At 67.7% G+C, this 25,707-nt stretch carries 25 protein-coding genes; 7 read left to right on the top strand and 18 right to left on the bottom strand.

Going from position 1 to position 25,707, the window contains the following annotated elements; all coding sequences use genetic code 11:
• Positions 1 to 125: 125 nt before the first annotated feature.
• From urtA to urtE, 5 genes are all read left to right on the top strand, one after another.
• Positions 126 to 1,400 (top strand): urea ABC transporter substrate-binding protein, encoded by a 1,275-nt coding sequence (gene urtA / locus KF892_10275; protein MBX3625387.1) that lies wholly within the window; start codon positions 126 to 128, stop codon positions 1,398 to 1,400.
• A 107-nt stretch (positions 1,401 to 1,507) separates the two neighbouring features.
• Positions 1,508 to 3,106 (top strand): urea ABC transporter permease subunit UrtB, encoded by a 1,599-nt coding sequence (gene urtB / locus KF892_10270; GenBank protein ID MBX3625386.1) that lies wholly within the window; start codon positions 1,508 to 1,510, stop codon positions 3,104 to 3,106.
• Positions 3,103 to 4,242, top strand: a complete 1,140-nt coding sequence (urtC, locus tag KF892_10265; protein MBX3625385.1) for an urea ABC transporter permease subunit UrtC — start codon at positions 3,103 to 3,105, stop codon at positions 4,240 to 4,242. Before urtB ends, urtC begins: the two co-directional genes overlap by 4 nt.
• Positions 4,239 to 5,129, top strand: coding sequence for an urea ABC transporter ATP-binding protein UrtD (gene urtD, locus KF892_10260; protein ID MBX3625384.1), 891 nt, complete (start codon positions 4,239 to 4,241; stop codon positions 5,127 to 5,129). The genes urtC and urtD overlap by 4 nt, the downstream gene beginning before the upstream one ends.
• Before the next feature lie 123 nt (positions 5,130 to 5,252).
• Positions 5,253 to 5,945 carry an urea ABC transporter ATP-binding subunit UrtE gene (urtE, locus tag KF892_10255; protein ID MBX3625383.1) on the top strand — a complete coding sequence of 231 codons (693 nt, stop codon included), beginning with the start codon at positions 5,253 to 5,255 and terminating at the stop codon, positions 5,943 to 5,945.
• A gap of 109 nt (positions 5,946 to 6,054) precedes the next feature.
• Here the strand turns inward: urtE and KF892_10250 are convergent, their stop codons facing one another.
• Positions 6,055 to 6,816 carry a DUF4397 domain-containing protein gene (locus tag KF892_10250; protein ID MBX3625382.1) on the bottom strand — a complete coding sequence of 254 codons (762 nt, stop codon included), beginning with the start codon at positions 6,814 to 6,816 and terminating at the stop codon, positions 6,055 to 6,057.
• Between the two features lie 161 nt (positions 6,817 to 6,977).
• Between KF892_10250 and KF892_10245 the strand changes: the two genes are divergently transcribed.
• Complete coding sequence (locus KF892_10245) at positions 6,978 to 7,652, top strand: glutathione S-transferase (GenBank protein ID MBX3625381.1); 675 nt, start codon at positions 6,978 to 6,980, stop codon at positions 7,650 to 7,652.
• Between the two features lie 10 nt (positions 7,653 to 7,662).
• Here KF892_10245 and KF892_10240 read toward each other — a convergent pair whose 3' ends face one another.
• The 15 genes from KF892_10240 to KF892_10170 all read right to left on the bottom strand — a co-directional run bounded on the left by KF892_10240 (position 7,663) and on the right by KF892_10170 (position 22,550).
• Positions 7,663 to 8,733: a tetratricopeptide repeat protein gene (locus tag KF892_10240; protein MBX3625380.1), complete on the bottom strand. Its 1,071-nt coding sequence runs from the start codon at positions 8,731 to 8,733 to the stop codon at positions 7,663 to 7,665.
• On the bottom strand, positions 8,730 to 9,596 hold the full coding sequence (locus tag KF892_10235) for an AAA family ATPase (protein MBX3625379.1): 867 nt from the start codon (positions 9,594 to 9,596) through the stop codon (positions 8,730 to 8,732). The genes KF892_10240 and KF892_10235 overlap by 4 nt, the downstream gene beginning before the upstream one ends.
• 8 nt (positions 9,597 to 9,604) lie before the next feature.
• Positions 9,605 to 11,401, bottom strand: coding sequence for a secretin N-terminal domain-containing protein (locus KF892_10230; GenBank protein ID MBX3625378.1), 1,797 nt, complete (start codon positions 11,399 to 11,401; stop codon positions 9,605 to 9,607).
• Positions 11,398 to 11,748, bottom strand: coding sequence for an MSHA biogenesis protein MshK (locus KF892_10225; GenBank protein ID MBX3625377.1), 351 nt, complete (start codon positions 11,746 to 11,748; stop codon positions 11,398 to 11,400). Before KF892_10225 ends, KF892_10230 begins: the two co-directional genes overlap by 4 nt.
• Entirely contained in the window at positions 11,745 to 12,452 is a 708-nt protein-coding gene (locus KF892_10220; GenBank protein MBX3625376.1) for a type II secretion system protein M, read from the bottom strand. Before KF892_10220 ends, KF892_10225 begins: the two co-directional genes overlap by 4 nt.
• Positions 12,449 to 13,108 (bottom strand): PilN domain-containing protein, encoded by a 660-nt coding sequence (locus tag KF892_10215; protein ID MBX3625375.1) that lies wholly within the window; start codon positions 13,106 to 13,108, stop codon positions 12,449 to 12,451. Before KF892_10215 ends, KF892_10220 begins: the two co-directional genes overlap by 4 nt.
• On the bottom strand, positions 13,105 to 14,031 hold the full coding sequence (locus tag KF892_10210) for an agglutinin biogenesis protein MshI (GenBank protein ID MBX3625374.1): 927 nt from the start codon (positions 14,029 to 14,031) through the stop codon (positions 13,105 to 13,107). Before KF892_10210 ends, KF892_10215 begins: the two co-directional genes overlap by 4 nt.
• A gap of 150 nt (positions 14,032 to 14,181) precedes the next feature.
• Entirely contained in the window at positions 14,182 to 15,405 is a 1,224-nt protein-coding gene (locus tag KF892_10205; protein MBX3625373.1) for a type II secretion system F family protein, read from the bottom strand.
• Positions 15,406 to 15,419: 14 nt separating this feature from the next.
• The gene (locus tag KF892_10200; GenBank protein MBX3625372.1) at positions 15,420 to 17,126 is read right to left on the bottom strand and encodes a type II/IV secretion system protein; all 1,707 of its coding nucleotides are present in this window, start codon (positions 17,124 to 17,126) and stop codon (positions 15,420 to 15,422) included.
• Between the two features lie 252 nt (positions 17,127 to 17,378).
• Positions 17,379 to 18,251 (bottom strand): hypothetical protein, encoded by an 873-nt coding sequence (locus KF892_10195; GenBank protein MBX3625371.1) that lies wholly within the window; start codon positions 18,249 to 18,251, stop codon positions 17,379 to 17,381.
• Between the two features lie 273 nt (positions 18,252 to 18,524).
• The gene (locus KF892_10190; protein MBX3625370.1) at positions 18,525 to 19,361 is read right to left on the bottom strand and encodes an urease accessory protein UreD; all 837 of its coding nucleotides are present in this window, start codon (positions 19,359 to 19,361) and stop codon (positions 18,525 to 18,527) included.
• Complete coding sequence (locus KF892_10185) at positions 19,358 to 20,086, bottom strand: hypothetical protein (protein MBX3625369.1); 729 nt, start codon at positions 20,084 to 20,086, stop codon at positions 19,358 to 19,360. Before KF892_10185 ends, KF892_10190 begins: the two co-directional genes overlap by 4 nt.
• 51 nt (positions 20,087 to 20,137) lie before the next feature.
• Positions 20,138 to 20,905 (bottom strand): ABC transporter permease, encoded by a 768-nt coding sequence (locus KF892_10180; GenBank protein ID MBX3625368.1) that lies wholly within the window; start codon positions 20,903 to 20,905, stop codon positions 20,138 to 20,140.
• Positions 20,902 to 21,720 (bottom strand): ABC transporter ATP-binding protein, encoded by an 819-nt coding sequence (locus KF892_10175; GenBank protein ID MBX3625367.1) that lies wholly within the window; start codon positions 21,718 to 21,720, stop codon positions 20,902 to 20,904. The genes KF892_10180 and KF892_10175 overlap by 4 nt, the downstream gene beginning before the upstream one ends.
• On the bottom strand, positions 21,717 to 22,550 hold the full coding sequence (locus KF892_10170; protein MBX3625366.1) for an alpha/beta fold hydrolase: 834 nt from the start codon (positions 22,548 to 22,550) through the stop codon (positions 21,717 to 21,719). Before KF892_10170 ends, KF892_10175 begins: the two co-directional genes overlap by 4 nt.
• 82 nt (positions 22,551 to 22,632) lie before the next feature.
• Between KF892_10170 and KF892_10165 the strand changes: the two genes are divergently transcribed.
• Positions 22,633 to 23,184 carry an ABC transporter ATP-binding protein gene (locus KF892_10165; GenBank protein ID MBX3625365.1) on the top strand — a complete coding sequence of 184 codons (552 nt, stop codon included), beginning with the start codon at positions 22,633 to 22,635 and terminating at the stop codon, positions 23,182 to 23,184.
• 22 nt (positions 23,185 to 23,206) lie between these two features.
• On the opposite strand, the gene KF892_10160 is transcribed toward KF892_10165, so the two are convergent.
• Together KF892_10160 and guaD are read right to left on the bottom strand one after the other, a co-directional pair.
• Positions 23,207 to 24,238, bottom strand: coding sequence for an ABC transporter substrate-binding protein (locus tag KF892_10160; protein ID MBX3625364.1), 1,032 nt, complete (start codon positions 24,236 to 24,238; stop codon positions 23,207 to 23,209).
• A 50-nt stretch (positions 24,239 to 24,288) separates the two neighbouring features.
• Entirely contained in the window at positions 24,289 to 25,614 is a 1,326-nt protein-coding gene (guaD, locus tag KF892_10155; protein MBX3625363.1) for a guanine deaminase, read from the bottom strand.
• Positions 25,615 to 25,707 lie beyond the last annotated feature (93 nt).

Genomic DNA, 25,707 nt, shown 5'->3' with positions numbered 1-25,707 from the left:
CACCGGCCGTCGCGGCAGGGCTCTACGCCATCTGTCGTATATGCCGAACGAGGGGCGCTCCTTAACCTGCGTTCTGTCCACCCCAGGAGGGGACCGTGAGACACAACCCCAAGGAGCTTCCCTACATGACTTCCACCCGCCGCACTTTCGCCAAAGCCCTGAGCGCCGTGTCGCTGGGCGTGGCCGCGCTCGGCCTGCCCGCTTTCGCCCAAGCCCAGACCATCAAGGTCGGCGTGCTGCATTCGCTGTCGGGCACGATGGCCATTTCGGAAACCGTGCTGAAAGACGTGGCCCTGATGGCCATCGACGAGATCAACGCCAAGGGCGGCGTGCTCGGCAAGAAGCTCGAGCCCGTGGTCGTCGACCCCGCCTCGAACTGGCCGCTCTTCGCCGAAAAGGCCAAGCAGCTGATCTCGCAAGACAAGGTCGCCGTCGTCTTCGGCTGCTGGACCAGCGTGTCGCGCAAGTCGGTGCTGCCGGTGTTCGAGCAGAACAATTCGCTGCTCTTCTACCCCGTGCAGTACGAAGGTGAAGAGCTGAGCAAGAACGTGTTCTACACGGGTGCCGCGCCCAACCAGCAAGCCATCCCGGCTGTTGAATACCTGATGAGCAAGGACGGCGGTTCGGCCAAGCGCTGGGTGCTGCTGGGCACCGACTACGTGTACCCGCGTACCACCAACAAGATCCTGCGCGCCTTCCTGAAGAGCAAGGGCGTTGCCGAGGCCGACATCATGGAGGAGTACACCCCCTTCGGCCACTCCGACTACCAGAGCATCATCGCCAAGATCAAGAAGTTCTCGTCCGAAGGCAAGAAGACGGCCGTCGTGTCGACCATCAACGGCGACTCCAACGTGCCCTTCTACAAGGAACTGGGCAACCAGGGCCTGAAGGCGACCGACGTGCCGGTGGTGGCTTTCTCGGTGGGTGAAGAAGAGCTGCGCGGCGTCGACACCAAGCCGCTGGTGGGCCACCTGGCCGCCTGGAACTACTTCATGTCCATCAAGAACCCGACCAACGACGCCTTCATCAAGTCGTGGAGCGCCTACGCCAAGGCCAAGAACATCCCGGGCCACAAGGACAAGCCGCTGACCAACGACCCGATGGAAGCCACCTACATCGGCATCCACATGTGGGCGCAGGCGGTCGAGAAGGCCAAGTCGACCGACACCGACAAGGTCATCGCCGCGATGGCCGGCCAGACCTTCAAGGCGCCGGGCGGTTTCACCTCCACGATGGACAAGGAAAACCACCACCTGCACAAGCCGGTGTTCATCGGTGAAGTGAAGGCCGACGGCCAGTTCAACGTGGTGTGGAAGACCAAGGGCCCGGTGGTTGCCGACCCGTGGAGCGACTACATCCCGGAAAACAAAGGCAAGAAGAACGTCCCGGAGAAGAAGTGAGCTTGAGAAGAGCTCTCTCCTGATCTGAGAACGGAGGTCCTGCCTGCGAAGGGCAGGGCCTCTTTGTTGTTTGGTCCCCGCGGAGGGCGGGGCAACCCACAAGAGCCATGTCTCTGACCACCCGACTATTCGCCTGCGCCCTGTTCGCGCTGATGTTGCTGGCCTTTGGCCATGCACACGCGCTCACACCGCAGCAGGCCAAGGCGATTGCCGAAGGCGACAGTGACGAGCGCATCGCCGCACTCAACAAAGCCGTGGCCGACGGCGCCACCGACCTCGCGCCCTTCGTGCAGGCACTGCTCGACGACGCCGTGAAGATCGCGGGCGACAAGGTCTTCGTCGTGCGCGACGACAAGGCCGTCGACGCGGCCACCGGCGCGGCCGCCACGCTGCCCGACAACGCCGAAGACGTGGTCAGCAACAACCGCATCAAGGGCGCGCTGCAAGCCGCCCAGGCGGCGCTGCAGCTCGTCTCGCCCGACGTCGAGACACGCCGCGCCGCCATCACCGAGATGGCCAAGCAGACCATCGACGAATCGCAGCTCGTGCTGCTGGAGAAGGCCTTCGCCGCCGAGACCGACGCCGGCCTCAAGCAGTCGATCGAGCGCATGCGCGCGGCCATCCTCGTGTCGTCGTCCGACAAGGCCAAGCGCCTCGCGGCGGTGAAGTCGCTCGCCGAAAGCAGCGAGCCCACCGTGGCCAGCCTGCTGCAAGAGCGCCTTGCGCCCGATGCCGAGACCGACCCCGAAGTGCGGGCCGCCCTCGGCCAAGCGCTCGACGGCATCCGCAGCAAGCTCGCCTGGGGCGAACGCGCCGGCGTGGTCTTCACCGGCATCAGCCTCGGCTCCATCCTGCTGCTGGCCGCGCTCGGCCTCGCCATCACCTACGGCTTGATGGGCGTCATCAACATGGCGCACGGCGAGCTGATCATGATCGGCGCGTATGCGGCCTACGTGACGCAGAACCTCTTCCGCAACTACCTGCCGGGTGTGTTCGACTACTACATCCTCGCGGCCATCCCGATCTCGTTCCTCGCCTCGGCACTCGTCGGCGCGGCGATGGAGCGCAGCGTGATCCGCTGGCTCTACGGCCGCCCGCTCGAGACGCTGCTGGCCACCTGGGGCATCAGCCTGGTGCTGATGCAAGCCGTGCGCACGCTCTTCGGCGCACAGAACGTGCCGGTCGAGAACCCGGCGTGGCTCTCGGGCGGTGTGTCGGTGCTGAGCAACCTCACGCTGCCCTTCAACCGCATTGCGATCATCGTCTTCGCGATGCTGGTGCTGGGTGGGCTGGCCTACCTCGTGGCCCGCACCCGCCTCGGCCTCTTCGTGCGCGGCGTGACGCAAAACCGCCGCATGGCCTCGTGCGTGGGCGTCAACACCGCCAAGGTCGACACCTATGCCTTCGCGCTCGGCTCGGGCATCGCCGGCCTCGCCGGCTGCGCACTGTCGCAGGTGGGCAACGTGGGCCCCGACCTTGGCCAGAGCTACATCGTCGACAGCTTCCTCGTCGTCGTGCTCGGCGGCGTGGGCCAACTCGCCGGCACCGTCTACGCGGCGCTCGGCCTGGGTGTGATCAACAAGCTCCTCGAAGGCTGGGCTGGTGCGGTGCTCGCCAAGATCATGGTGCTGGTTTTCATCGTCGTGTTCATCCAGAAACGTCCGCAAGGCATCTTTGCCATGAAGGGCCGGAGCGCCGAAGCATGAGTGCAGTTCTTCCTTCTGTTCCTACGATCCCCACCGTGTCGTCGCCGACACGGCTGATGTCGCTCAAGAGCTGGTTCGGCGTGCTGGCGTCGCTGCTGGCGGTGCTGGTGGTGGCCCCCGTGCTCAACCTCGTGGTGCCGCCCGACAGCGTGTTCCACATGAGCGACTTCGCCGTGCTGCTCATCGGCAAGATCATGTGCTACGCCATCTGCGCGCTGGCGATGGACCTGATCTGGGGCTACACCGGCATCCTCTCGCTCGGCCACGGCCTCTTCTTCGCCCTCGGCGGCTACGCGATGGGCATGTACCTCATGCGCCAGATCGGCCGTGACGGGCAGTATCAGAGCGACATGCCCGACTTCATGGTGTTCCTCAACTGGAAGGAATTCCCGTGGCACTGGGCGGGCAGCGACAGCTTCCTGTTCCAGGCGGCGATGGTGGTGCTGGTGCCGGGGCTCCTGGCCTTCATCTTCGGCTACTTCGCCTTCCGCTCGCGCATCAAGGGCGTGTACTTCTCGATCATCACGCAGGCGATGACCTTCGCCGCGATGCTGCTCTTCTTTCGCAACGAGACGGGTTTCGGCGGCAACAACGGCTTCACCGACTTCAAGCGCATCCTGGGCATCACCATCACCACGCCGCAGATGAAGATGTTCCTCTTCGTGCTGACGGGGCTCACGCTGATCGGCTTCTTCGTCTTCGCACGCTGGCTCATCGCCAGCAAGTTCGGCCGCGTGCTGCAGGCCATCCGCGATGCCGAAGGCCGCGTCATGTTCACCGGCTACGACCCGCTGCGCTACAAGCTCACCATCTGGGTGATCTCGGCCGTGATGTGCGGCATTGCCGGCGCGCTCTACGTGCCCCAGGTGGGCATCATCAACCCGAGCGAGATGTCGCCTGCGGCCAGCATCGAGATGGCAATCTGGGCGGCGGTGGGCGGGCGTGCCACGCTCATTGGCCCGATCGTCGGCGCCTTCTTCGTCAACGGCGCGAAGAGCTGGTTCACCCAGGCCTTTCCCGAGTTCTGGCTCTACTTCCTCGGCGCGCTCTTCATTGCGGTGACGCTCTTCCTGCCGCAAGGGATCATCGGCCTCGTGCGCAAGCTCACCGGCCAGAAAGAGGGAGAGAAGGCATGACCCCGGAGCTGATGCAAGCCGGCGCACGCACGCGCCAGGCGATGGAAGCGAAGAAGACCACCAACGCAGGCGAGTCGGGCGGGCGCAAGCACAGCTACAGCCGCGTGGTGACGCCGGGTGAGGTCGACGTGGCGCACGGCGCCATCCTCTACCTCGACGACATCACCGTCAGCTTCGACGGCTTCAAGGCGCTCAACGCGCTCAACCTCAACATCAGCGCGGGCGAGCTGCGCTGCATCATCGGCCCCAATGGCGCGGGCAAGACCACGATGATGGACGTGATCACCGGCAAGACCCGGCCCGACGTGGGCAAGGCCTTCTTCGGCTCGACCATCGACCTCCTGCGCATGCGCGAGAACGAGATCGCCTCGGTGGGGATTGGCCGCAAGTTCCAGAAGCCCACCGTCTTCGAGCAGCTGTCGGTGTTCGAGAACCTGGAGCTGGCGCTCAAGGGGGACCGGGGCGTCAAGCAGTCGATGTTTTTCCGCTTGAACAGCGAGCAGGCCGACCGCATCGGCGACATGCTCAAGCTCATCCACCTCAAAGACAGCGCCCAGCGCACGGCCGGCCTCTTGAGCCACGGCCAGAAGCAGTGGCTGGAGATCGGCATGCTGCTGATGCAGGACCCGAAGCTCTTGCTGCTCGACGAGCCGGTGGCCGGCATGACGGATGAAGAGACCGAGCGCACCGCCGAGCTCTTCCTCTCGCTCGAAGGCAACCACTCGCTGGTGGTGGTGGAGCACGACATGAAGTTCATCCACGAGCTCACGCGCGACAACCCGGCGAAGAAGGTGACGGTGCTGCACGAGGGCAGCGTGCTGGCGGAGGGATCGCTGGCGGATGTGCAGGCGAACGAGAAGGTGGTGGAGGTGTACCTTGGACGCTAGCCGCCACCCCACCGAACGGAGCCAACCCACCGTTCGCCCTGAGCCTGTCGAAGAGCCTGCCGCGCGACGCGCTGGGCTTCGACAGGCTCAGCCCGAACGGAGCATCGCAACGAAAGACGCTTCATGCTGAAAGTCGAAGGCATCAATCAGTTCTACGGCGGCTCGCACATCCTGCGCAACCTGTCGTTCGAAGCCCGCCTGGGCGAAGTGACCGTGATCCTCGGGCGCAATGGCGTGGGCAAGACCACGCTGCTCAAGAGCCTGATGGGCGTGGTGCCGGTGAAGACCGGCACCATCCAGCTCGACGGCGTCGACATCACCCGCGACACCTCCTACGACCGGGTGCGCAAGGGCGTGGGCTACGTGCCGCAAGGGCGCGAGATCTTCAGCCGCCTGACCGTGGAAGAAAACCTGCGCATGGGCCTGGCCTACAAGAAGGGCAGCACGCCGATCCCGAGCGAGATGTTCGATCTCTTTCCGGTGCTGAAGCAGATGCTCCACCGCCGGGGTGGCGACCTCTCAGGCGGCCAGCAGCAGCAGCTCGCCATCGCCCGCGCGCTGGCCGCCGGTCCGAAGCTCCTGATCCTCGACGAGCCGACCGAAGGCATCCAGCCCAGCATCATCAAGGACATCGGCCGTGTGATCCGCATGCTGGCCGACCGCCGCACGATGGCCATCGTGCTGGTCGAGCAGTACTACGACTTCGCCGCCGAGCTGGCCGACCAGTACCTCGTGATGGAGCGCGGCGAGATCGTGCAGCGCGGCCACGGTGATCACATGGAAGCCGAGGGCGTGCGCGAAAGAATGTCCATCTGAGGCGCCTGAGAACCTCCGTTCGCCCTGAGCCTGTCGAAGGGTCGCGCAGTGCTCCATCGCTGCCCTTCGACGGGCTCAGGGCGAACGGGTGCCTTGTCAGCGTCGCGCCTTAAGGAGCCGTCACGATCTCCGGTGCCGTGGTGCCCGAGTCCGCCGTCACCGCGAGGATCTTGATCTGGTTCGGCAGCAAACCGCTCGGCACCGCGACCAGCAGCATGTCGGCGTTCTGCGACAGGTTCAGCGGCGCATTGAAGATCACCGTCTTCGTGCCGGCCGTCGTGATGCGCAGCTGGTAGTTGTTGGCGCCGAATTCGTGGGAATCCGCGCCGGTGCCCGGCACGGCGCTGCCGAGCGAGACGCTTGCGAAGTTGGGCGACACGGTGTTGATGTCGACCGACGGCGCGGTGAGGTACACGTCGACGCTGCTGGTGTTGTTCGCGCCATTCACCACCCGCACGCGTGCGTCGTTGCTCGTGAGCGACTTGTTGTACGGGTCTTCGATGAAGAGCACGCTGGGCGCGCCAAGCGTGCCGGCGTAGGCCACGAAGGTGTACTTGTCGCCCTGGTGCGGGTTGAAGTTGAGGTTGCTCAGCTGCACGTTGCCGGCGGTGGTGCGCACGCTGTAGTCGGCGGCGGTGCTGCTCACGTCGAAGTAGTTCGACGCAAAGCGGTAGTTCACGCCGTTGACGCCGCCGATGGTGCCGCCGTTGCGGTAGAGGCCCACGGCCGGGCCGCCTTCGATGGCGTGCACGAATCGGACCTTCGGGTCGGCGAGGCTCAGGCGGTCGTCGACGCTGTCGTCACCACCGCCACAGGCGGCCACGAGCATCAGGGGAGCGCAGGCGAGCAGGATCTTCTGGAGTGTCTTCATGTCAACCTCTTGAATCTTGTGGAGAAGGGGCTGGCTGAATCTACGGTCCACGCCTCGCGCGCCGTGTGGGAGGGGGCTGAGTTACGCGTCAGACAAAGCCGATGCCTGCACGGGCCGGCGCTTCTGGCCACAATGCGGCCTTCTTTTGCACGGGCCCAACGATGATCACCGTCCACCACCTCAACAACTCCCGCTCGCAACGTGTGCTCTGGCTGCTGGAAGAGCTGGGCCTTCCCTACGAGATCAAGCACTACCAGCGCGACGCGAAGACCATGCTCGCGCCCCCTGAGCTGCTGCAGGTGCACCCGCTGGGCAAGTCGCCGGTGATCACCGACGACGGGGTGACGGTGGCCGAGTCGGGCGCGATCATCGAGTACCTCGTCGAGCGCTACGGCAACGGCCGGCTGGTGCCGCCGGCCGGTTCACCCGAGAAGCTGCGCTGGCGCTACTGGCTGCATTTCGCCGAGGGCTCGGCGATGCCGCCGCTCTTGATGAAGCTCGTCTTCACGACCATCGAGCGCACGAAGATGCCCTTCTTCATCAAGCCCATCGCCAAGGGCATCTCGCAGAAGGTGCAGGGCACGCTGGTCGACCCCAACCTGAAGCGCCAGCTTGACTTCATGGAGGCCGAGCTCACCAAGAGCGAATGGTTTGCTGGAAACGAGTTCAGCGCGGCCGATATCCAGATGAGCTTCCCGCTCGAAGCCGCGGCGCAGCGTGCGGGGCTCGACGCCTCGCGGCCGAAGCTGATGGCCTTCCTGAAGCGCATCCACGCACGGCCGGCGTACCAAAAGGCCCTGGAACGCGGCGGGCCCTACAGCTTCGCGAACGACTGATCGCTCGCGCTCAGCCGAGCTGCTTGAGCCGCGCGTCGACGTAACCGGCCGCGCCCTCGGGCAGGCCGATGCTCTTGGCGCGCTGGAAGGCGGCGCGGGCCGTGTCGGCCTGGCCGATCTCTTCGAGCGAGATCGCGAGGCCCATCCACCACACGCTGCGGTTCGGTGCGAGGCGCAGGGCCACGCCGTACTTCTCGACGGCCTCGCCGTGGCGGCCCGCGCGCTGCAGGATGGCGGCGTGGAAGCCGTGGAACTCGGCGCCTTCGATGGAATTTGCGGCCACGTGGGCGCTGGCGGCGCGCAGTGTCTCGGCCGCCGTGGCCCAGTCCTGCCGTTCGGCCTGCAGGCGCGCCAGCATCAAGGCGAGTTGTGCTTGCGCCGGGGTGAGGGCGAGGCCTTCCTTGAGCAGGGCCATCGCGTCATCGGGGCGCGACAGGCTGATCAGCATGCCGGCCTGGGCCACCCGGGCAGCGGCATGGCGCGGGTCTTCGCGCAGCGCGGCGGTGAAGGCGGCGGCCGAGTCGTTGAGCTGGCCGGCCTGGTGAGCCGTCACGCCGCGCTGGTACAGCGCTTCGGCACGCTCCTGCGGCGAGCGGGCGGCGGTGCGCAGCTCGATGCGGGGTTCGGGCTTGGCCGTGGCCACCGCGGACGCGTCTGCTGCCGGCTCACGACGGGCGACAGGCTTGCTGCGCGCGGTGGGGGCGGCGACGGCCACCTGCACGGCAGCGGGCGCAGCGGGGGCGACGGTCGACGGCTCGGGCGTTGCCGCAGCCGGTGTGGGCACTGCCGCCACGGGCGCAGGCGCAGGCAGGGCCGGTGCGGGCGTCACAGGCCGCGGAGCAGCCACCGGCGCCACGGCCACGGGTGTGTCGGCGGCCTTGGCCGGCCAGCGGATGCTGCCTTGCGCCCAGCCGCCCACCGCGATGGCGGCGAGCGTGGCGACGAGGCCCAGCCCCCAGCGCATCGCGCGCAGGCCGGCGCTCGGCGCGAGCGCACGCGGCGCCGCCGCCTTGGCGACGGCCGGCGCACCGGGCGCCTGGCGTTGGTCGAGGTCGCGCAGCACCTGGTTCAAGAGGCTCATCGTGCGCTCCAGCCCAGCTTGTGCCACCAGCCCAGGCCGAAGGGTGAGCAGGGCAGCGCGCCATCGGTGTCGCGGGCGGCGGCGCGCACGTGCACGGCGTCGACGGTGTCGACGCCCGCGCCGTAGACGGCCATCAAGGCCTTGTGCGCGAGGATGTTCACGAGCCGCGGCGTGCCGCCGGTGGCGCGTTGCAGCGCGGCGATGGCGCCAGGGCTGAAGAGTTCGACGCCGTTGCGGCCCGCCACGTGCAGGCGGTGGTGCAGGTAGTGGCGCAGCTCGGCGCGGTCCATGCCGGTCAGGCGGTAGTGGAAGGCAATGCGCTGGCGCAACTGGCGCATCGAGGTGAGCGCGAGGCGTGCGTCGAGCTCGGGCTGGCCGAGCAGCACCACCTGCAGCAGCTTGCGCTTCTCGGTCTCGAGGTTGGACAAGAGGCGCAGCGTCTCCAGGCTCTTGAGCGGCAGTGCTTGCGCCTCGTCGACGCAGACGATCACGCGCTTGCCTTCGGCGGCCAGCGCCAGCAGCTCTTCGTTGATGGCCTTGAGCAGCTCGTATTCGCTTGTCTGAGGTGAGAGTTTCAGCTCCAGCTCGTCGGCCAGCGCGAGCAGCAGCGTGGCCGGCGTGAGCAGCGGGTTGGGCAGGTAGCAGGTGACCGCCTCGTCGCCTTGCGAGGCGAGGAAGCGGCGGCACAGCAGCGTCTTGCCGGTGCCGACTTCGCCGGTGATCTTGATGAAGCCTTCGCCATGCTGCGACGCGATCAGCAGCGTGTTGAGCGCTTCCTGGTGCGCCCGCGTCGCGTAGGCGTAGGCGGTGTCGGGCGTCAGCCCGAAGGGCAGTTCACGCAGGCCGAAGTGGGCGAGGTACATGGGTTTCCTCAGCGCGTCCGTGTCTGGAATTGGTTCAAGCGGTCCTGCGTGTCGGCCGCATCCGCTTGCCAGCTGCGTTCGTTGCGGATGATGGTCGGCTTGAGCAGGATCACGAGCTCGCTCTTCATGCCGCTCTTGCTGCGCATGCCCACCGCGGTGCCGAGCACCGAGTCGGTGGTGCCGGGCAGGCCGGAGGCGGCGTTCGATTGCGCCTGCTTCATGAGGCCGCCGATGGCGACGATGTTGCCGTCTTGCACCCGCACCACCGAGTCGCTCTCGCTCACGGTGCTCGAGGCGAGCGGCAGCTGGAAGGTGCCGATCTGCGAGCCGAGGTTCAGGTTCTTCTGCTTCTCGGCCACCACGCTCACCGACGGGTGCAGGTGCAGGATGACCTGGTCGTTCTCGTCGATCTGCGGCGTGATGTCGAGTGCGATGCCCGAGAAGAAGGGCTGCACCGTGACGGTGGGCGTGACGATCGGGTTGCCGGTGCCGCTGGTCGTGACGGTGGTCGTGATGCCGGTGACGAAGAACTCGTCGGTGCCGACCTTGAGCACGGCTTTCTGGTTGTTGACGCTGGCGATGCGCGGGCTCGACAGCACCTGCACATTGCCCTGCGTTTCGAGGAACTGCAGCATCGCTGCGAAGTTGGGGCTCTGGAAGGCGAGGCCGAAGAGGCTGCTGGCGTTGGTGCTGTCGGTGACGAGCGACGCGCCGGGGAAGGCCCCGAAGGCAGCACCCGCGAGGGCGTTGGTGAGCAGCGAGGTGGCGGCGCCGGCCGCACTCGGCGTCTGCAGCGTGGTGCCCGGCCCGATGGGGCCCATCGACAGGTGGCTCGACGCATTGCGGAAGGCCGACCAGTTCACGCCGCTGCTCGAGCTGTCGGACAGCTGCACCTCGATGATCTTGGCTTCGATCATCACCTGGCGCTCGACGATGAGCTGCGTCATGCGCAGGTAGTTCTCGGTGGTGCGCAGGTCTTGCGGGAAGCCGCGCACGGCGATGACGCCCGACAGCGGGTTCACGATCACGCGGCGGCCGTTGTCGGCGCCGATCAGGCCGGTGAGCGTGGTGCGCAGCTCGGCCCAGAAGTCGTTGTCGGAATCGGTGGTGATGTGGCTGCCGTTGACCTTGGTCGCGGTGCCGTTGTTGCCCGAGCCCGGCGTGGGGTTGTTGTTCGACGGGGTGTTGCTGTTGTTGTTGCCGCCGCCACCGCCGTTGTTGTTGCCGGTGTTGTTGACGTTGCTCGATGAGATGGAGCCCGAGGTCACGCGCGTGTCGCTCGTGCCGTTGCGCTTGGCGGCGAGGTAGTTGACCTGGTAGATGCGCGTCTGCAGCGTGTTGGGCTGGATGTGGATGCGGGTGCCCTGCATCGTGTACTCGTAGCCGTAGAGGTCGCGCATCGCGTCGAGCGCTTCGCGCACGGTCACGTTCTTGAGGTTGAGTGCGACCACGCCGGTCACTTCAGGCGCCACCAGCATGCTGTAGCGCGTGCCGGTCACGATCTGCAGGAAGACCTGCTGGGCCGGCGCGTTGGACACGGCCAGGTCGAAGCGCGGCTCGCTCGGCGGTGGCAGCTTCACCGGCTCGGCGGCCAGCGGCGGCAGCAGGGCGCGGTTCACCGCGTCGGGCGGCGGCGTGCTGGGCTTGGCGGCTTCGCGGGCGGACGCTCGGGCCATCTCTTCCTTGATGCGGTCGAGCGTGGCGTGCTGCGGCATCTTCTCGGTGGTGCAGCCGGCGAGCAGCAGCAGGGCCGTCATTCCCGCGAAGGCGGGAATGACGCGCGGGTAGAGATCGAGTTTTCTCATCTGGACGGCTCCGTGCGCGCGTCGCGCTTGGTTTTCTGGCCTTCTGGCACCAGGGTGAGCGTGGTCGTGCCTTGCGAGCTGTCGAGCCGCACGCTGTGGGGCGTGATGCGGGCGAGGCGGGCATCGCCCACGCTGCCGCCGAGGGCAACGAGCTTGCCGCTGATGACCGCAGCAGGCGTGCGGCCGGGGCCGAGCAGCACCGACTGCAGCACCAGCGTCTCCGGCGTCACCGGGTCGGCGGGGCCGGCGGCCTGCAGCCCGGCGGGCGGGCGTGTCGGGTCGGGCAGCACCTGGGCGCCGGCCGAGACGGTGGCGAGCAGGCAGAGGAAAGCGAAGGTTCGGCTCATATGACCCACCAGGTCTTGTCCACGCTCAGCGTGTAGACGACGAGCGTCATCACCACCGCAGGGCTGTGTTGTGCATCGAGCTTGAGTTCGCCCCAGTAGACGCGGCGCGGCATGCGCTCCAGCGTCTGCAGGTAGGCGACGAGTTCGGGGTAGCTGCCGCGCACGGTGATCTCGACGCCGTGGCGGTAGAGCCAGCCGTCGGGCGTGGCGGCGTCGGTGGCCGGCGCGGAGGCCGCGGCTCCCGGCGCAGCGGGCTTCTTGTTGTCGACCAGCTCCGTCACCGAGGTGACCGGCAGTGTGCGCAGGCCCACGAGCTGCAGGCCGCGTTGCGCCTGCAGCAGGCCCGAGAGCCAGTCGCTCATGTCTTGCGCCGGCACGAGGGAGCCTTGCAGCTTCTTGAACTGGTCGTCGGCCGCGCGCGCCTGCAGGCGCAGCGCTTCGAGCTGCGCGCGCACCTCGGCGTCGGGGTTCTTCAGCTTGGCCTGCAGCACGGTGATCTGCGCTTGCGCGACGGTGAGGTCGTTCGCCTCCTGCGCGAGGCGCTGCTGCAGCAGGCGGCGCTCCTTGGTCGCGGGTTCGATGACGAGCAGGTGCCCCAGCATCAGGATGGCGAAGCACACCGCGCCGGGCAGCAGGGCGCGCTCGCGCGGGGCGAGGGCGGCGTAGCGCGCGCTGAGGTGCTTCCAGCGGTCCTTCAGGTTCATCGCCGGCCCTCCTGCGAGGTGGCTTTGGCGGGCGCTTCGGTACCGTGGGCGCTCACGAGCGAGAACTCGACGAACGGTGCGCTGCGCGCCGGGGCCGAGGCCGCGGCTTCCTGCGCGGGGCGCTCGATGTGCAGCGCGCGGAACGAGCGGCCTTGCAGCGCCGCTTCCTTGTTGAGCCGGTTCACGTAGCTCGGGATGAGATCGGGGCTCGTCGAGCGGCCGCGCAGCGCGACCTGCTGCTGATCGAGCGTCACGCCGGTCAGCCACAGGCCGTTGATCGACTGGCGGGCGAAGGCGTTGAGCGCGTTGGCATGGCCGGATTCGTTGCCCAGGCCGCCGGCCTGCAGCAGCGTGAACGCCGACTGGCGCTGCGTCACGGCCGCCTGGATCGCGCGCAGCTCGCCTTGCAGCCGCACGTCGGGCTTGGATTGCGCCAGACGCTGGGTGAGGTCGACCAGTTCCTTTTGCGCGGCTTCCAGCGCGGTGTGGGTGTCGTTGGCCGGCTGGCGCAGCTGGCGCACGTCGTGCACGGCCCAAGTGCCGGCCAGCACCACGGCGAGCGCGCACACGCCCACGGCGGCCGCGGCGTTGGCGGCCGTCAGCCACTCTCGCTTGGCCCGCAGCGAGGCGTCGTAGAGGTTGATGTTCTGCGTCATGCCGCGCTCTCTTCGCGCAGGGCCATGCCGATCGGCACGTACCAGGCGTGTTGTTGCGTCACGTCCTGCAGGGCGTCGGCGTGGCGGCCGAGGTCGAGCACCGTCGAGAGGTCGGCCACTTCCACCGGCAGGTAGAGGTTGTCTTTCAGGAAGTTCGAGAAGCTTTCGGCGGCCGGGTGGCCGGCGATCAACAGGCGCGACAGCGGCACCTGGCTGAACTGGCGGTCGAAGCCGTCGAGCGAGCGCTGCAGCTCCAGGCCCACGCGCTCGAAGACGGTGGCGCGCTGCTCGGTGTCGGCCAGGGCCGCGAGGTTCATGTCGATGTGGCGCAGGCCGTAGAGCTCACCGCCGCGGCTGAAGGTGAGCAGGGCGCCGTTGTCGTGCAGGCCCAGCATGGCGATGCCACGGCCCTGGGTTTCGAAGAGGGTGGCGATGTTGCGCTGGGCGGTCTCGACCACGTCGATCACGCTCAGCTTCAGGTTGGCGGCCTGGAAGGCCTGCACACGCTCCTGCAGCTTGTCGCGCTTGGCGGCGACCACGAGCGCGAGCGCGTCGCGGCCGGCGGGCATGCCGTCGGTCGGGATGGGCAGCACGTCGACCATCGCCTGCTCGACCGGGAAGTCGAGCGAATCCTTGATGCTCCAGCGCAGGGCGGCGCGCAGCTCGGTGGCGTCGACCTTGGGCTGGGTGACCTGCACCATCTGGTAGGCGCTCGGGTCGATCCAGGTGGTGCAGCGGTAGCGCTGCAGGTGGTGGGCGCGGCGGGCGTGCTGCAGGGCCTGGGCTTCCGTGCCCTCGCGCGGGTTGCTGTCGAGCCAGCGCACGCGCGGGCGCTCGCCGTCGCGCACGACGTGCACGAAGTCCACGCTCTGCTTGCGCGGGACCACCGCCATCCAGCCAGGTTGTTCTCGTCGGTTGAACATCTCGCACGCACCATGAACGGCCGCCGACATGGCGGTCCGAGGGTCAGGGTGATGCTAGGGACGCAGGGTTTGGGCAGTGCCTCGATAAGGCAGGCTTTTCCGGGCGACTTGCATTGCAAGTGAGTCCTATTTCACGGACTCACACCAAGGTCACTTGAGGGCAGCTTTGCCGAGGTCCCAGATGGGCAGGAAGACACCGAGCGCGAGGATCAAGACCAGCACGCCGAGGAAGATGATGAGGATCGGCTCGATCTGCGCCGAGAGCGATTTCAGCTCGTACTCCACTTCCTGCTGGTAGAAGTCGGCCACCTCGCCGAGCATCTCGTCGAGCGTGCCCGACTCCTCGCCCACCGCGATCATCTGCAGCACGACGGGGGTGAAGATGCCGCTCGCCGCCGCGGTGCGCAGCAGGCTGTCGCCACGCTCCACGCCTTCGCGCATCTTCTCGATGGCGCGGGCGTAGAAGTGGTTGTCGACCGTGTTGGCCACCACCATCATCGACTGCACCACCGGCACGCCGCTCTTGAGCGCGAGCGCGAAGCTGCGCGAGAAGCGCGCGAGCGTGGCCTTGCGGATGATCTTGCCGGCGATGGGGAACTTGAGCTTGAACTTGTCCCATGCGTAGCCGCCGTCTTCGGTGGCCGTCCAGCGCTTGAAGCCGATGAAGCCGCCCACCGCTGCGACCAGCAGGTAGGGCCAGGCCACGATGGTGAAGCGCGAGAAGCCGACGAGGATGCGCGTCATGAACGGCAGGTCGGAGCCGAGACCATCGAACACCCGCTGGAAGGCCGGGATCACGAACACGTTGACCACGCCGATGGCGATGATCATCACCGCGATCACGAAGCTCGGGTAGCGCAGCGCCGACTTCACCTGGTCGCGCATCAGCTTCTCGAATTCGAGGTGGTGGAAGAGGCGCAGGAAGACTTCGTCGAGCCGGCCCGTCATCTCGCCCACGCGCACCATCGCCACGTAGAAGGCGCTGAACACCCCCGTCTGCTTGGCGAGCGAGGTCGACATCTCGTTGCCCGACTCCAGGCTCTCGCGCGTCTGGCGGATCACGTCTTTCATCGCGGGCGAGGCCGATTCCTGCAGCCCGCCGAGCGCCCGCGTGAGCGCGATGCCCGACTTCAACAGCGTGTGCAGCTGGCGGCTGAACATCAGCAGGTCTTCGTGCTTGACCTTCTCGCGTTTGCCGAAGCCGATCTGCTTCGAGGCCATCGAGGCGCCCACCGCGGTGGCGAGCACGATCTCGAGCGGCGTGCTGCCGGCGCGCTGCAGCTCGGCCGCCACGGCGCCGGCGCTGTCGCCCTCGAGCACGCCTTGCAGCAGGGCGCCGCCGGCGTCGCGTGCGGTGTAGGTGAACTGCGGCATGCCTCAGGCCACGCTCAGAGGTCGCCGCTGGCGGCGAGCGCCATCGCTTCCGAGATCGTGGAGCGGCCGGCATGCGCCAGCGCGAGTGCGTTGCGCAGCAGGGTCTTGTGGCCGATCTGCTCGCGCGCGATGCGCACGAACTCGATGGGCGAGCCGTGGTTGGCGGTCTGCACGAGTTCCGGCGTCATCTCCAGCATCTCGTAGACGGCGGTGCGGCCGATGAAGCCGGTGCCGTTGCAACGTGAGCAGCCCATGCCGCGCATGTACTTGCCCTCTTTGCCTTCGGGGCCGATGTAGTGGTCGAGCCAGCCGAGCTCCTGCGGCGTGGGGCTGTGCGGGGCGATGCAGTTGTCGCACAAGAGGCGCACCAGGCGCTGCGCGATCACGAGGTTGAGCGACATGGCCACCATGTAGGGCGGCACGCCCATGTCGAGCAGGCGGATCGGGGTGGTGGCGGCGTCGTTGGTGTGCAGGGTGGAGAGCACCATGTGGCCGGTCATCGCGGCACGCAGGCCGATCTCGGCGGTGGTCTTGTCGCGCATTTCACCGACGAGGATCACGTCCGGGTCCTGCCGCAGGGCGGCGCGCAGCACACGCTCGAACGAGAGGTCGATCTTGTCGTGCACCTGCACCTGGTTGATGCCGGGCAGCCGGTATTCGACCGGGTCTTCGACGGTGATGATCTTGCGGTCGGGCGAGTTGATCTCGTTGAGCGAGGCGTAGAGCGCGGTGGTCTTGCCGCTGCCGGTCGGGCCGGTCACGAGGATCATGCCGCTCGTGCGATTGAGCGCGCCGCGCACCTTGGCGAGCATCTCGTCGCCCATGCCGAGCCGGTCGAGCCGCAGCAGGCCGCCGCTCTGGTTGAGCAGACGCATCACGACGGATTCGCCGTACTGCGTGGGCATGGAGGAGATGCGCACGTCGAGCGGGTTGCCGCGGATGTCGACGTGGAAGCGGCCGTCTTGCGGCAGGCGCTTTTCCGAGATGTCGAGGCCCGACATCAGCTTCAGGCGCAGCACCAGGGCCGGGGCAATCTTGAGGTCGGCCTCGGTCTGCAGGTGCAGCACGCCGTCGATGCGGAAGCGCACATGCAGCTTGTGCTGCTGCGGCTCGATGTGGATGTCGGACGCGCGCACCTGTGCGGCGTCTTCGAACAGGGTCTGGAGCAGCTTGACGACCGGCGCGTCTTTCACCGCCGCTTCGGTGCCGAGCAGGTTGCCGAAGTCGGCTTCGGTCTGCGCGAGTTCGGCGGTCAGCTCCTGCGAGAGTGCGGTGATCTCGCCGGTGCGGCGGTACACGCGGTCGATGGTGGCGAGCAGCTGCGTCTCGGTGACGGCGGCGAGCTCGATCTCGCGCTTCAGGATGCGGGTGAGCTCGTCGTAGGCGAAGAGGTCGCTCGGGTCGGCCATGCCGACGCGCAAGATGCCGTTGTTCTCTTCCAGCACCAGCGCGCGGAAGCGGCGGGCCTGGGCCTCGGTGAGCAGGTTGACCAGCGCGGGCGCCGGGTTCGTCTGCTTGAGGTTGATGTAGGGGATCTTGAGCTGGCCGGCGAGCGCCCCCGAGATCTGCTCTTCGGTGACGACGCCGCTGTCGACCAGGATGCGGCCGAGCTTGCGGCCGCTGGAGCGCTGCTGCTCCAGCGTGGCGGTGAGCTGCTCCTGGGTGATGAGGTTCTGCTGAACCAGCAGGTCACCCAGGCGGATTTTCTGGGGAGGCGGCATGCGCAGTCCTGACGACAAAGGCCATGGGTTAGGAAGCTCTGAACAGGCCCTTCGCGGCCGGCGCATCCTTGCTTTCGGCGGTCTGCGGCGTTGCAAATGCTCGCGATACCGACAGGTATCGCTGCGCTTTGCGCCTTGCAGCCCATCCGAAACCAAGGCGCGCCGTTCCGCGAAGGGCCTGTTCAGAGCTTCCGGACCATTGTCGAAGTCAGTGCCGGCTCGCGATGCGTGGAAGTGGCGTGCCTTCGCGCCTCAATTCAGGACGCCGATGTCAGCGAGCGCCTTGCGAATCCCCGGCGCGTTGTCGCCCTTCGCCTTGCCCCCCTCGATTTCGTCGGCACGCTCGAAGAGCGGCACGAAGAGGCCAAGCTTGTCGACCGGGCCCTTGAGCGTGAGCGTGCCGTGCTTCACGAACGCGGCATCCCACGTGGCCAGCACTTCATGCCAGAACGATTTCGTGGCGGCGTAGTAGCGGTCGGCGGCGGCGAAGTCGGGGTTCTTCAATCGCTCGTAGCGCGCCATGCCGACCTCGCGGCCGAGGTAGGGGAAGTTGGCGTCGGGCACGCGCTGCGCGTCGAGCCGGGCCTTGAGGTTGTGTTCTTCCTGCGTCCAGCCGGTGGGGTGCACGGTGTGGCGGTTGGTGCCGATCAAGGTGTCGTAGTCCTTGCGCACGCTCCACTCGCGGCGTGGCAGCGGGCGCCAGGTGTCGCCGCTGACCCAGGTGGAGAAGCTCGCGTTGTGCTGCCAGCGGCCGAGGCTCGCGTAGCGCGGCGACTCGTCGACCTGGTAGACCGTCTGCCCCCAGGCGCCGCGGCGGGCGGCTTCGGGGACGGGCCGGCGCTGCCAGCGATCCTTGCCGAGGTATTCAACAATGGCTTCGGGCTCGAAGGCCCAGTCCTGCCGCCAGTGCTTGGTGACGATGGGCTCGCCGGGCTTGCCGTCTTTGCCGGCGATGCGCATCTCGAGGATGTGCACCAGGCTCACGAAGCCCGGCTCGTTGCGGTCGACGTAGACCTTCTCGGTGCCCCACGACTGATAGGGGCCGAGCTTGGGCGACGGGTCGTCGGCGGCGGTGTACGACGCGATCTCCAGGAAGTCGAAGGTCACGCGGTAGCTGCCGGCCATCGCGAGGATGGCGCGTCGGTCACGCTCTTGCGGGCTCAGACCCGGGGCCTGCAGCGCCTTCCACTCGGGCGAGGGGGTGAGCTCGAGCGTGACCGGCGCGCCGCGTGTGCTGCCGCCGCGGGGCTTCAGGCCCTCCGCGTCGAGCGGCCAAGAAAAGGTGTAGCGCAGCGGCGTACCGGTGCCGGGAGACTTGTCGGCAGCGCCCGCGAGGGGCGCGATCAGGAAGGCGAGGCAGAGCAGCAGGGTCTTGGTCATGCAGGAGCACCTTGAGGGTCAGGTGCGCCAGACACGCGGTTGCGCTGCGGAGAGCGACCAGGCGGTCTGGCGCCAACGTTTCCAGACTTCGGTCAGCAACTGCATGGCAGGTTCCACGCGGTGGGCCAGCGCGCGCAGCACCACCACTTCGCCGTGCGGCGCGGTGCAGCCGGCAGTCGTGCGAAGCGGGCTGGCCGAGACGGCCTCGCGGGCGGCGTCGAGCAGCGTGTCGCGGCGTGCCGCGGTGAGCGCGCGGCCCGCGGCGAACCACATCGTGGCCAGCACGGTGTGCCCGGCCCAGCCGAGCGGCGACTGCAGCAGGCGGGTGTCGTGCCCGTCGATCCGGCCCCGCTCCAGCCACACGCCGGGGAGTTCGATGCTCTGGGTGTAGCGGCCGCGGTCGTAGGGCTGGTCGCTCGCGGGCAGGCCGAGGGCGAGCACGTCCCAGCCCATCATCTCGGCGCCGGGCGCGAGCTCGAAACGCATGCGGTTCTCGGCCAGCGTGTCGGGGTAGAGGATGGTTTCGAGCGGCAGCCACTCGAAGCGTGCACCGTCGTCCACCCGCGCGGTGAGCGTCTGCAGGCCCGGCTCGCCGAGGCTGCGGTAGAAGCGCGTGGCGCCCGGCGTGGTGATGAGGACGTGGCTGCCGCTCTGCACGTTGACGTCGATGGCCAGCACGTCGCCGCTGACGATGCCGCCCGGTGGGTGCACCAGCACGTTGTGGCAGATCGCATCGCCTTCGGGGTAGAGGCTTTGCAGCACCCGCAGCGGGCCGTTGTGCTGGTCGAGGACGGTGGTGCGCGGGCCGGTGCGGCGGTAGTCGAGCTTCAGGTGGCCCTGCCAGCCTTTGCTCATCGCAGGCCCCACAGGGTTTCGACCATCTGGTAGCCGATGGGGTCGTAGCTGCGCAGGCCTTTGCGGTCGAAGGGCATGTAGTTGATCCCCACGAAGTAGGCCGCCGACAGTTCGGCGAAGTACTCGAGTTGGTTGGTGCGTGCGTAGGCGTCGGCGACGATCTGGCCCTTGTGGTCCTGCACGTCGCGGTAGAGGCCTCGTGCGATGGCGTTGTCGAAGGGGCCGAGGATGGCCGGGTCCTTGGGCTTGCGGTTCAGCAGGTGCCAGGCGTGGGCCATCTCGTGCGTCAGCGCCTTCTTCGACCAGACCTCGTCGAGGTGCAGGAAGTTGTGGGCGCTGTAGATGACGACGGCGCCTTGCCAGCGCGGGTCGTGCAGCGGGTTCTTCGATCCGCGGGTCACGTACCGCATGCCGCTTTTCAGTCCGCCCTGGGGCGACTTGGCGCCCCACATCAGGAAGTAGGTGGTGCTGCGAAACTCGCTGCGCGTGTGGGGTGGCAGCGTGTCGATGATCTCGCGCAGCGTAGCGGTCAGCTTGCGTGTGGCGCCTTCGGTGAGCTTGGGGTCGGCGACCGCCATCTCCGTCTCGTACCGGATGTCGAACTCGCCGGGCAGGCGCGTGTAGGCGCGGCGGGTGTCGGCGAAGCTGACGCTGTCTTTGCCTTCGGTGGCGGCGGGTGCGGGCAGTGCCACCAGCAGAGAAATCAACAGAAACAGGAAGCGCATGAAGGCGTGGCGCGGAGTCGGAGACCCCGCTTTGTACCGCAGGCGGAGGCTTCAGCTGGCGCCCGAGCCGCGGTGCGCCCATGCGGTCGTGCGCTTCTCCACCACCGCGAAAAGCTCGTACATCGCCATCGCCATCACGCCGATCACGACCAGGCCCGCGAAGGCCAGGCCCATCTGCATCGACGAGCCGGCCGAGATGAGCAGGTAGCCGATGCCTTCGTTGGCGGCGGTCATCTCCGACACGGTGGTGCCCACGAAGGCGAGCGTGATCGCCACCTTCAGCGAGCCGTAGAAGTAGGGCAGCGAGCGGGGCAGGCCGACCTTGATGAGCACGTCCCAGCGTTTGGCGCCGAGCACGCGCAGCACGTCTTCGAGCTCGGGCTCCAGCGTGGCGAGGCCGGTGGCGATGTTGACGGTGATGGGGAAGAAAGAGATGAGGAAGGCCGTGAGCACCGCCGGACCTACGCCGATGCCGAACCACACCACGAGGATGGGCACGAAGGCCGCCTTGGGCAGGGCGTTGAACGCCGTCATCAGCGGGTACATCGCGGCGTAGGCCATGCGCGAGCTGCCGATGAGGAAGCCGAGCAGGGTGCCCACGACGATCGAGAGCCCGAAGCCCGCCATCGTGACCCAGAAGGTGCGCCACGCGTGGCCGGCGATCACGCCGCGGAACTCGACGAGCTGCGTGGCGATGCGCGAAGGCGCGGGGAAGACGAACTCGGAGACGTTGAAGCCGCGGCAGAGCAGCTCCCACAGCACCAGCACGCCGATGAGCAGCAGCCAGGGCGCCAGGGCTTCTTTCTGCTTCTTGTTCATTGCGGCACCTCCACCCGCCCGACCGGTTTGCGGATGGCCCCGATGTGCTCGCGCAGCTCCAGCACGAGATCGGTGAAGCCCTTGGTGTAGGTCAGCTCCAGCTCGCGCGGGCGTGGCAGCTCGATGGTCTTGCGCACCAGCATGCGCCCCGGGCTGCGGCTCATCACGTACACCGTGTCGGCGAGGAACACCGCCTCCCGCAGGTCGTGCGTGACGAGGATGACGTTGAACTTCTGCGCGGCCTGCAGGTCGCGCAGGATGCACCACAGCTCTTCGCGGGTGAACGCATCGAGCGCGCCGAAGGGCTCGTCGAGCAGCAGCATCTTGGGCTCGTGGATGAGCGCGCGGCAGATCGAGGCCCGCTGCTGCATGCCGCCCGAGAGCTGCCAGGGGAATTTGTCTTCATAGCCGGCGAGGCCGACGCTTGCGAGCAGCTTCTTCGCCTTCTCGGCGTATTCGGCGCGGCGGGCGCGAAAGCTCGAGCGGTAGGGCTCCACGATCTCGAGCGGCAGCAGCACGTTGTCCAGCGTGGTGCGCCAGGGGAGCAGAGATGGTGCCTGGAAGGCCATCCCGGTGATCTTGAGCGGGCTGGTCACCTCACGGCCGTCGATGAGGATGCTGCCTTGCGAGGGCCGCTTGAGCCCCGTCGCGAGTTTCATGAAGGTCGACTTGCCGCAGCCCGAAGGCCCCACGATGGCGATGAACTCGCCTTCGCCGACTTGCAGGGAGATGTCTTCGACGGCGTATTGCTTCTTGGCGAGCAGCTCGTCGTTGTAGGCAAGCCAGACGTTTCGAAAGTCGACAAAGGAGCTCATTTGGGCAATTGCTGGAGGATGGATCGCACGGCCTCTCGGTAGATCCCCGGCGCCTCCTTGTGAAGCTGGCTGTGCGAGCCGCCCGAGATCTCGACCCAGCGCACGCTGCCGGGTCGGGCGGCATCACGCAATTTCCGGCCCAGCTCCACCGGCACCGTCTTGTCGCGGTCGCCGTGCATCATGAGGATGGGTGCGTCGACCTTGGCGATCTTCTGGTCGGAGTAGAAGCGCTGGCGGGTGATCCACGAGGCGACGACGCCATACGCGCCCACCGAGGCGGCCACGTCGGGCAGGCTGGTGAAGGTCGACTCGACGATGAGTGCGCCGTAGTCGGTGCGGTAGTGCTTGCGGCTCGCGAGGTCGATGGCCACGCCGCCGCCCATCGAGTGGCCGAAGATGATGCGTTTCTTCGGGTCGGGCTGGCGCTGCATCAGCTCGACCCAGGCCACGTCGGCGTCGGCGAGGATGGACTCTTCCGACGGGATGATGGGCTCGCTGTCGCCCCAGCCGCGGTAGTCGACCGCTAGCACCGACACACCCGCGTCACGCAGCGCCTCCATCTTCGGGTGGTTCTTGTAGAGGCTGCGGAAGGTGCCATGCAGGTAGAGCAGGGTGGGGGCCTGCGGGTCGGCGGCGGGCATCCACCAGAGGGCGAGCGTCTCGGGCTTGCCCGACTGCTCGCCGCGCACCTTGAGCGTGTACATCGAGTCGCCAGCCTTCAGGCCCGCGAAGTCGGCCGGGCGGCCGGGCGCGGGGCGGTAGACGAGCTCGCGCTCCTTGGCGTCCCACCAGGCGCAGCCGCTCACGAGCATCGTGAGGGAAAGCGTCACACACAGCCCTGCACAAACCCTTACCCACCCTGGCCGCCGCGGGCCGGTGTGGGTGCTGAAAAACATGGCGACAATTGAACGCATGAAAGTCCTTGTTTCCGCGCTGGCGGTGGCCGCGGCCGGCACGGCGTTGCCCGCCCTGGCCCAGACCAGCCCCACGCCCATCGATCCTGCGAAGCCCGCCACGGCGGTGACCCCCCGCGCGCCGACGGCCACGCCGTCGGGCAGCAACGGCACCTGGCGCCTGATGGCCTCGCCCTACACGATCCATTATTCACGCGACCCCAATCACAAGCCGGTGTGGATGCTCGGCTTCGAGCGCGAGCGGCTCGATGGCCTGCTGTGGGGCGCCTGCTATTTCAGCAACTCGTTCGGCCAGCCGAGCGGCATGGTCTACGGCGGGCAGCGGCTGTACGACTTCAGCCCCTACCCGCAGCTCTTCGCGCAGTGGACGGCCGGCATCATGTACGGCTACAAGGGCGAGTTCCAGGACAAGGTGCCCTTCAACCACCGGGGCTTTTCGCCCGGCGTGGTGCTGGCGCTGGGCTGGCAGTTCACGCCGCGCTACTCGTTGCAGGCCAACATCCTCGGCAACTCGGCCATGATGTTCCAGTTCTCGGTGGACCTGCCTTGAGCCTGCCCTGAGCGCCTGAGCCTTACTTCTTCGGCGCGGCCTTGAAGATGTCGCGCTCGGCGGCGGTGGGCAGGTAGCCGCCGTTCCACACGGCCGCGGCGTTCACCCGCTCCTTGGTGCCGAAGGCATCCGACACCTGGCTGGCCATCAGCGACAGGCGGCCCGGGTTGGTGGCGCCGAAGGTGTCGGCCCGGGCGTCGGCCGTGAGCACGCTCGCATCGAGCGCGAGCTTCAGGCGGCGCAACTCCAGTGCTTCGTTGATGATGCCGTCGCGGGCCTTGACGGTCGCGATGCCGCCGGCCGGGTCGGCGATCACGTCCTTCATGCCTTTGGTGAAAGCGCGCAGGAAGGCTTTCACCGCCTCGGGGTTCTTCTTGAGAAACTCCTCGCCCGCGATGATGGCGTTGCCGTAGAGCTTCACGCCGTGTTGCGGGTAGGGAAGGATCACCACCTCCTCGGTCTTCACGCCGCGCGCTTCGAGGTTGAGCAGCGAGGTGAACGAGAAGCCGGTGATGGCGTCGATGTCGCCGCGCACCAGCATGGTCTCGCGCAGCGGCGGGTCCATCGCCGTCCAGGCCACGTTGTTGATGTTGTTGGCCTTGGCGAAGATCGGCCAGGCCTTGCGGCCGGCGTCGAAGACGGGGGCACCCAGCTTCTTGCCGTTCAGGTCGGCCGGGGTCTTGATGCCGCTCTTCTTGAGCGCGAGCACCGCGGCCGGCGTGTTGTTGTAGACCATCATCACCGCGACCGGCTTGTTGGGGGCGGTCGGGTTGTTGGCGTGGAATTCCATCAGCGCCGCGAGGTCGGCGAAGCCCATGTCGTAGGTGCCCGAGGCCACGCGCGTGACGGTGCCGCCCGAGCCGTTGCCGGCGTCGACGGTCACGTTGAGCTTCTCGGCCTTGAAGTGGCCCTTGGCCGCCGGCACCAGGAAGAGCGCGGCGGGCCCCTCGAAGCGCCAATCGAGCTGGAACTTGACGGGGGTCTCCTGCGCCTGCGCGGCGGAGCACAGGGTGGCGACGAGGGTGGCGGCGGCAAAGCGGGAGATGAGGTTCATGGTGGCGTGGGATGAGGACGAAGGGCCGGCTGCAAGAACCGTGCTCGGGCTCAGACCGGCACGCGCAAGCCTGCGACGTAGGTGGCGACGAGGTTGCGCTCATCGGCCAATGTCATCCAGGCGAACACTTTTTCATGCAGATCGCGCGCCACCGAAAGGCGGCGCTGCGCGACCGGGCCGGAGGCCCAGTCCCACACGCAGACGTCGGCCATGCGGCCGGGCTCGAGCGAGCCGATCTCGTCGGCCAGCAGCAGCGACTCGGCTGCGCCCAGCGTGGCGGCATGCAGGCCCTTCCAGGCGGTGAGGCGCTCGCCGGCCAGCGCCTGCACCTTGTAGGCATCTTGCAGGCTGCACAGCTGGCACAGGCTCGTGCCGCCGCCCACGTCGGTGGCCAGGCTCACCTGCACGCCCGCGCGCTCCGCGGCGCGCCAGCCGAAGAGGCCGCTGCCGAGGAAGAGGTTGGAACTGGGGCTGTGCGCGATCTGCGCGCCGCAGCGGCATAGCAGGGCGCGGTCTTCGTCGTCGAGCCAGATGCCGTGGGCGAGCACGCTGCGCCGATGCAGCAGGCCCGCGCGGGCGTAGACGTCGAGGTAGCTGCGTGCTTCGGGGAAGAGCTCGCGCACCCATTGCACCTCGGCGCGGTTCTCGGCCAGGTGGGTGTGCATGTAGAGGCTCTCGTCGGCACGGCACAGCGCGCCGGCCATCGCCAGCTGCTCGGGCGTGCTGGTGGGTGCGAAGCGCACCGTCACGGCATAGCTCAGGCGGCCGGTGCCGTGCCAGCGGTCGATGAGGTCGACGCAGTCGCGCTCGGCCTGGGCCACGTCGTCGCGCAGGCCGTCGGGGGCGTTGCGGTCCATCAGGACCTTGCCGGTGATGAGCCGCATGCCCCTTGCCTGGGCGGCGGCGAAGAGCGCCTCGGTGCTGGCCGTGTGCACGGTGGGGAAGACCACCGCGCTGGTGGTGCCGTGGGCCAGCAGCGCATCGAGGAAACGGGCTGCGCCCGCTTCGGCCTCGGCCGGGTCGGCGTAGCGCTGCTCGGCGGGGAAGGTGTAGGTGTTGAGCCAGTCGAGCAGCTGCGCGCCGTAGCTGGCGATCACGTCGAGCTGCGGGCTGTGCACGTGGGTGTCGATGAAGCCCGGCAGGATGAGCTGGCCGCTGTGGTCGTGGCGCGGCCAGGTGCTGTCGGGCGCTTCGACCTGGGCGCCGACGATGCGGCCGCCTTCGATCAAGAGCCAATGGTCGGGGCGATAGCGCACCACAGGTGATTCGGTGGCGCCCCAATCGGGCGCGCCGGTGAAGTCGAGCAGGTCGCCGCGCAACGCGAGGCGCAGGGCCAGGCCGGGGCTGGGGCTGGAGGAGGTGGAAGGGGGTGTCATGGCATCACTGCAGCAAGGCCTGTACCGCCGCGCGGGCCGGCGGCATGGCGCATGCTATGCATGTTCGACACTGAAAAACCGCGTGCTCTGGCA

Source organism: Rhizobacter sp. (assembly GCA_019635355.1).
Classification (GTDB): Bacteria; Pseudomonadota; Gammaproteobacteria; order Burkholderiales; family Burkholderiaceae_C; genus Rhizobacter.
Note: the sequence above shows the minus strand (reverse complement) of the source record. Positions and strands in the feature narration are given on the sequence as shown.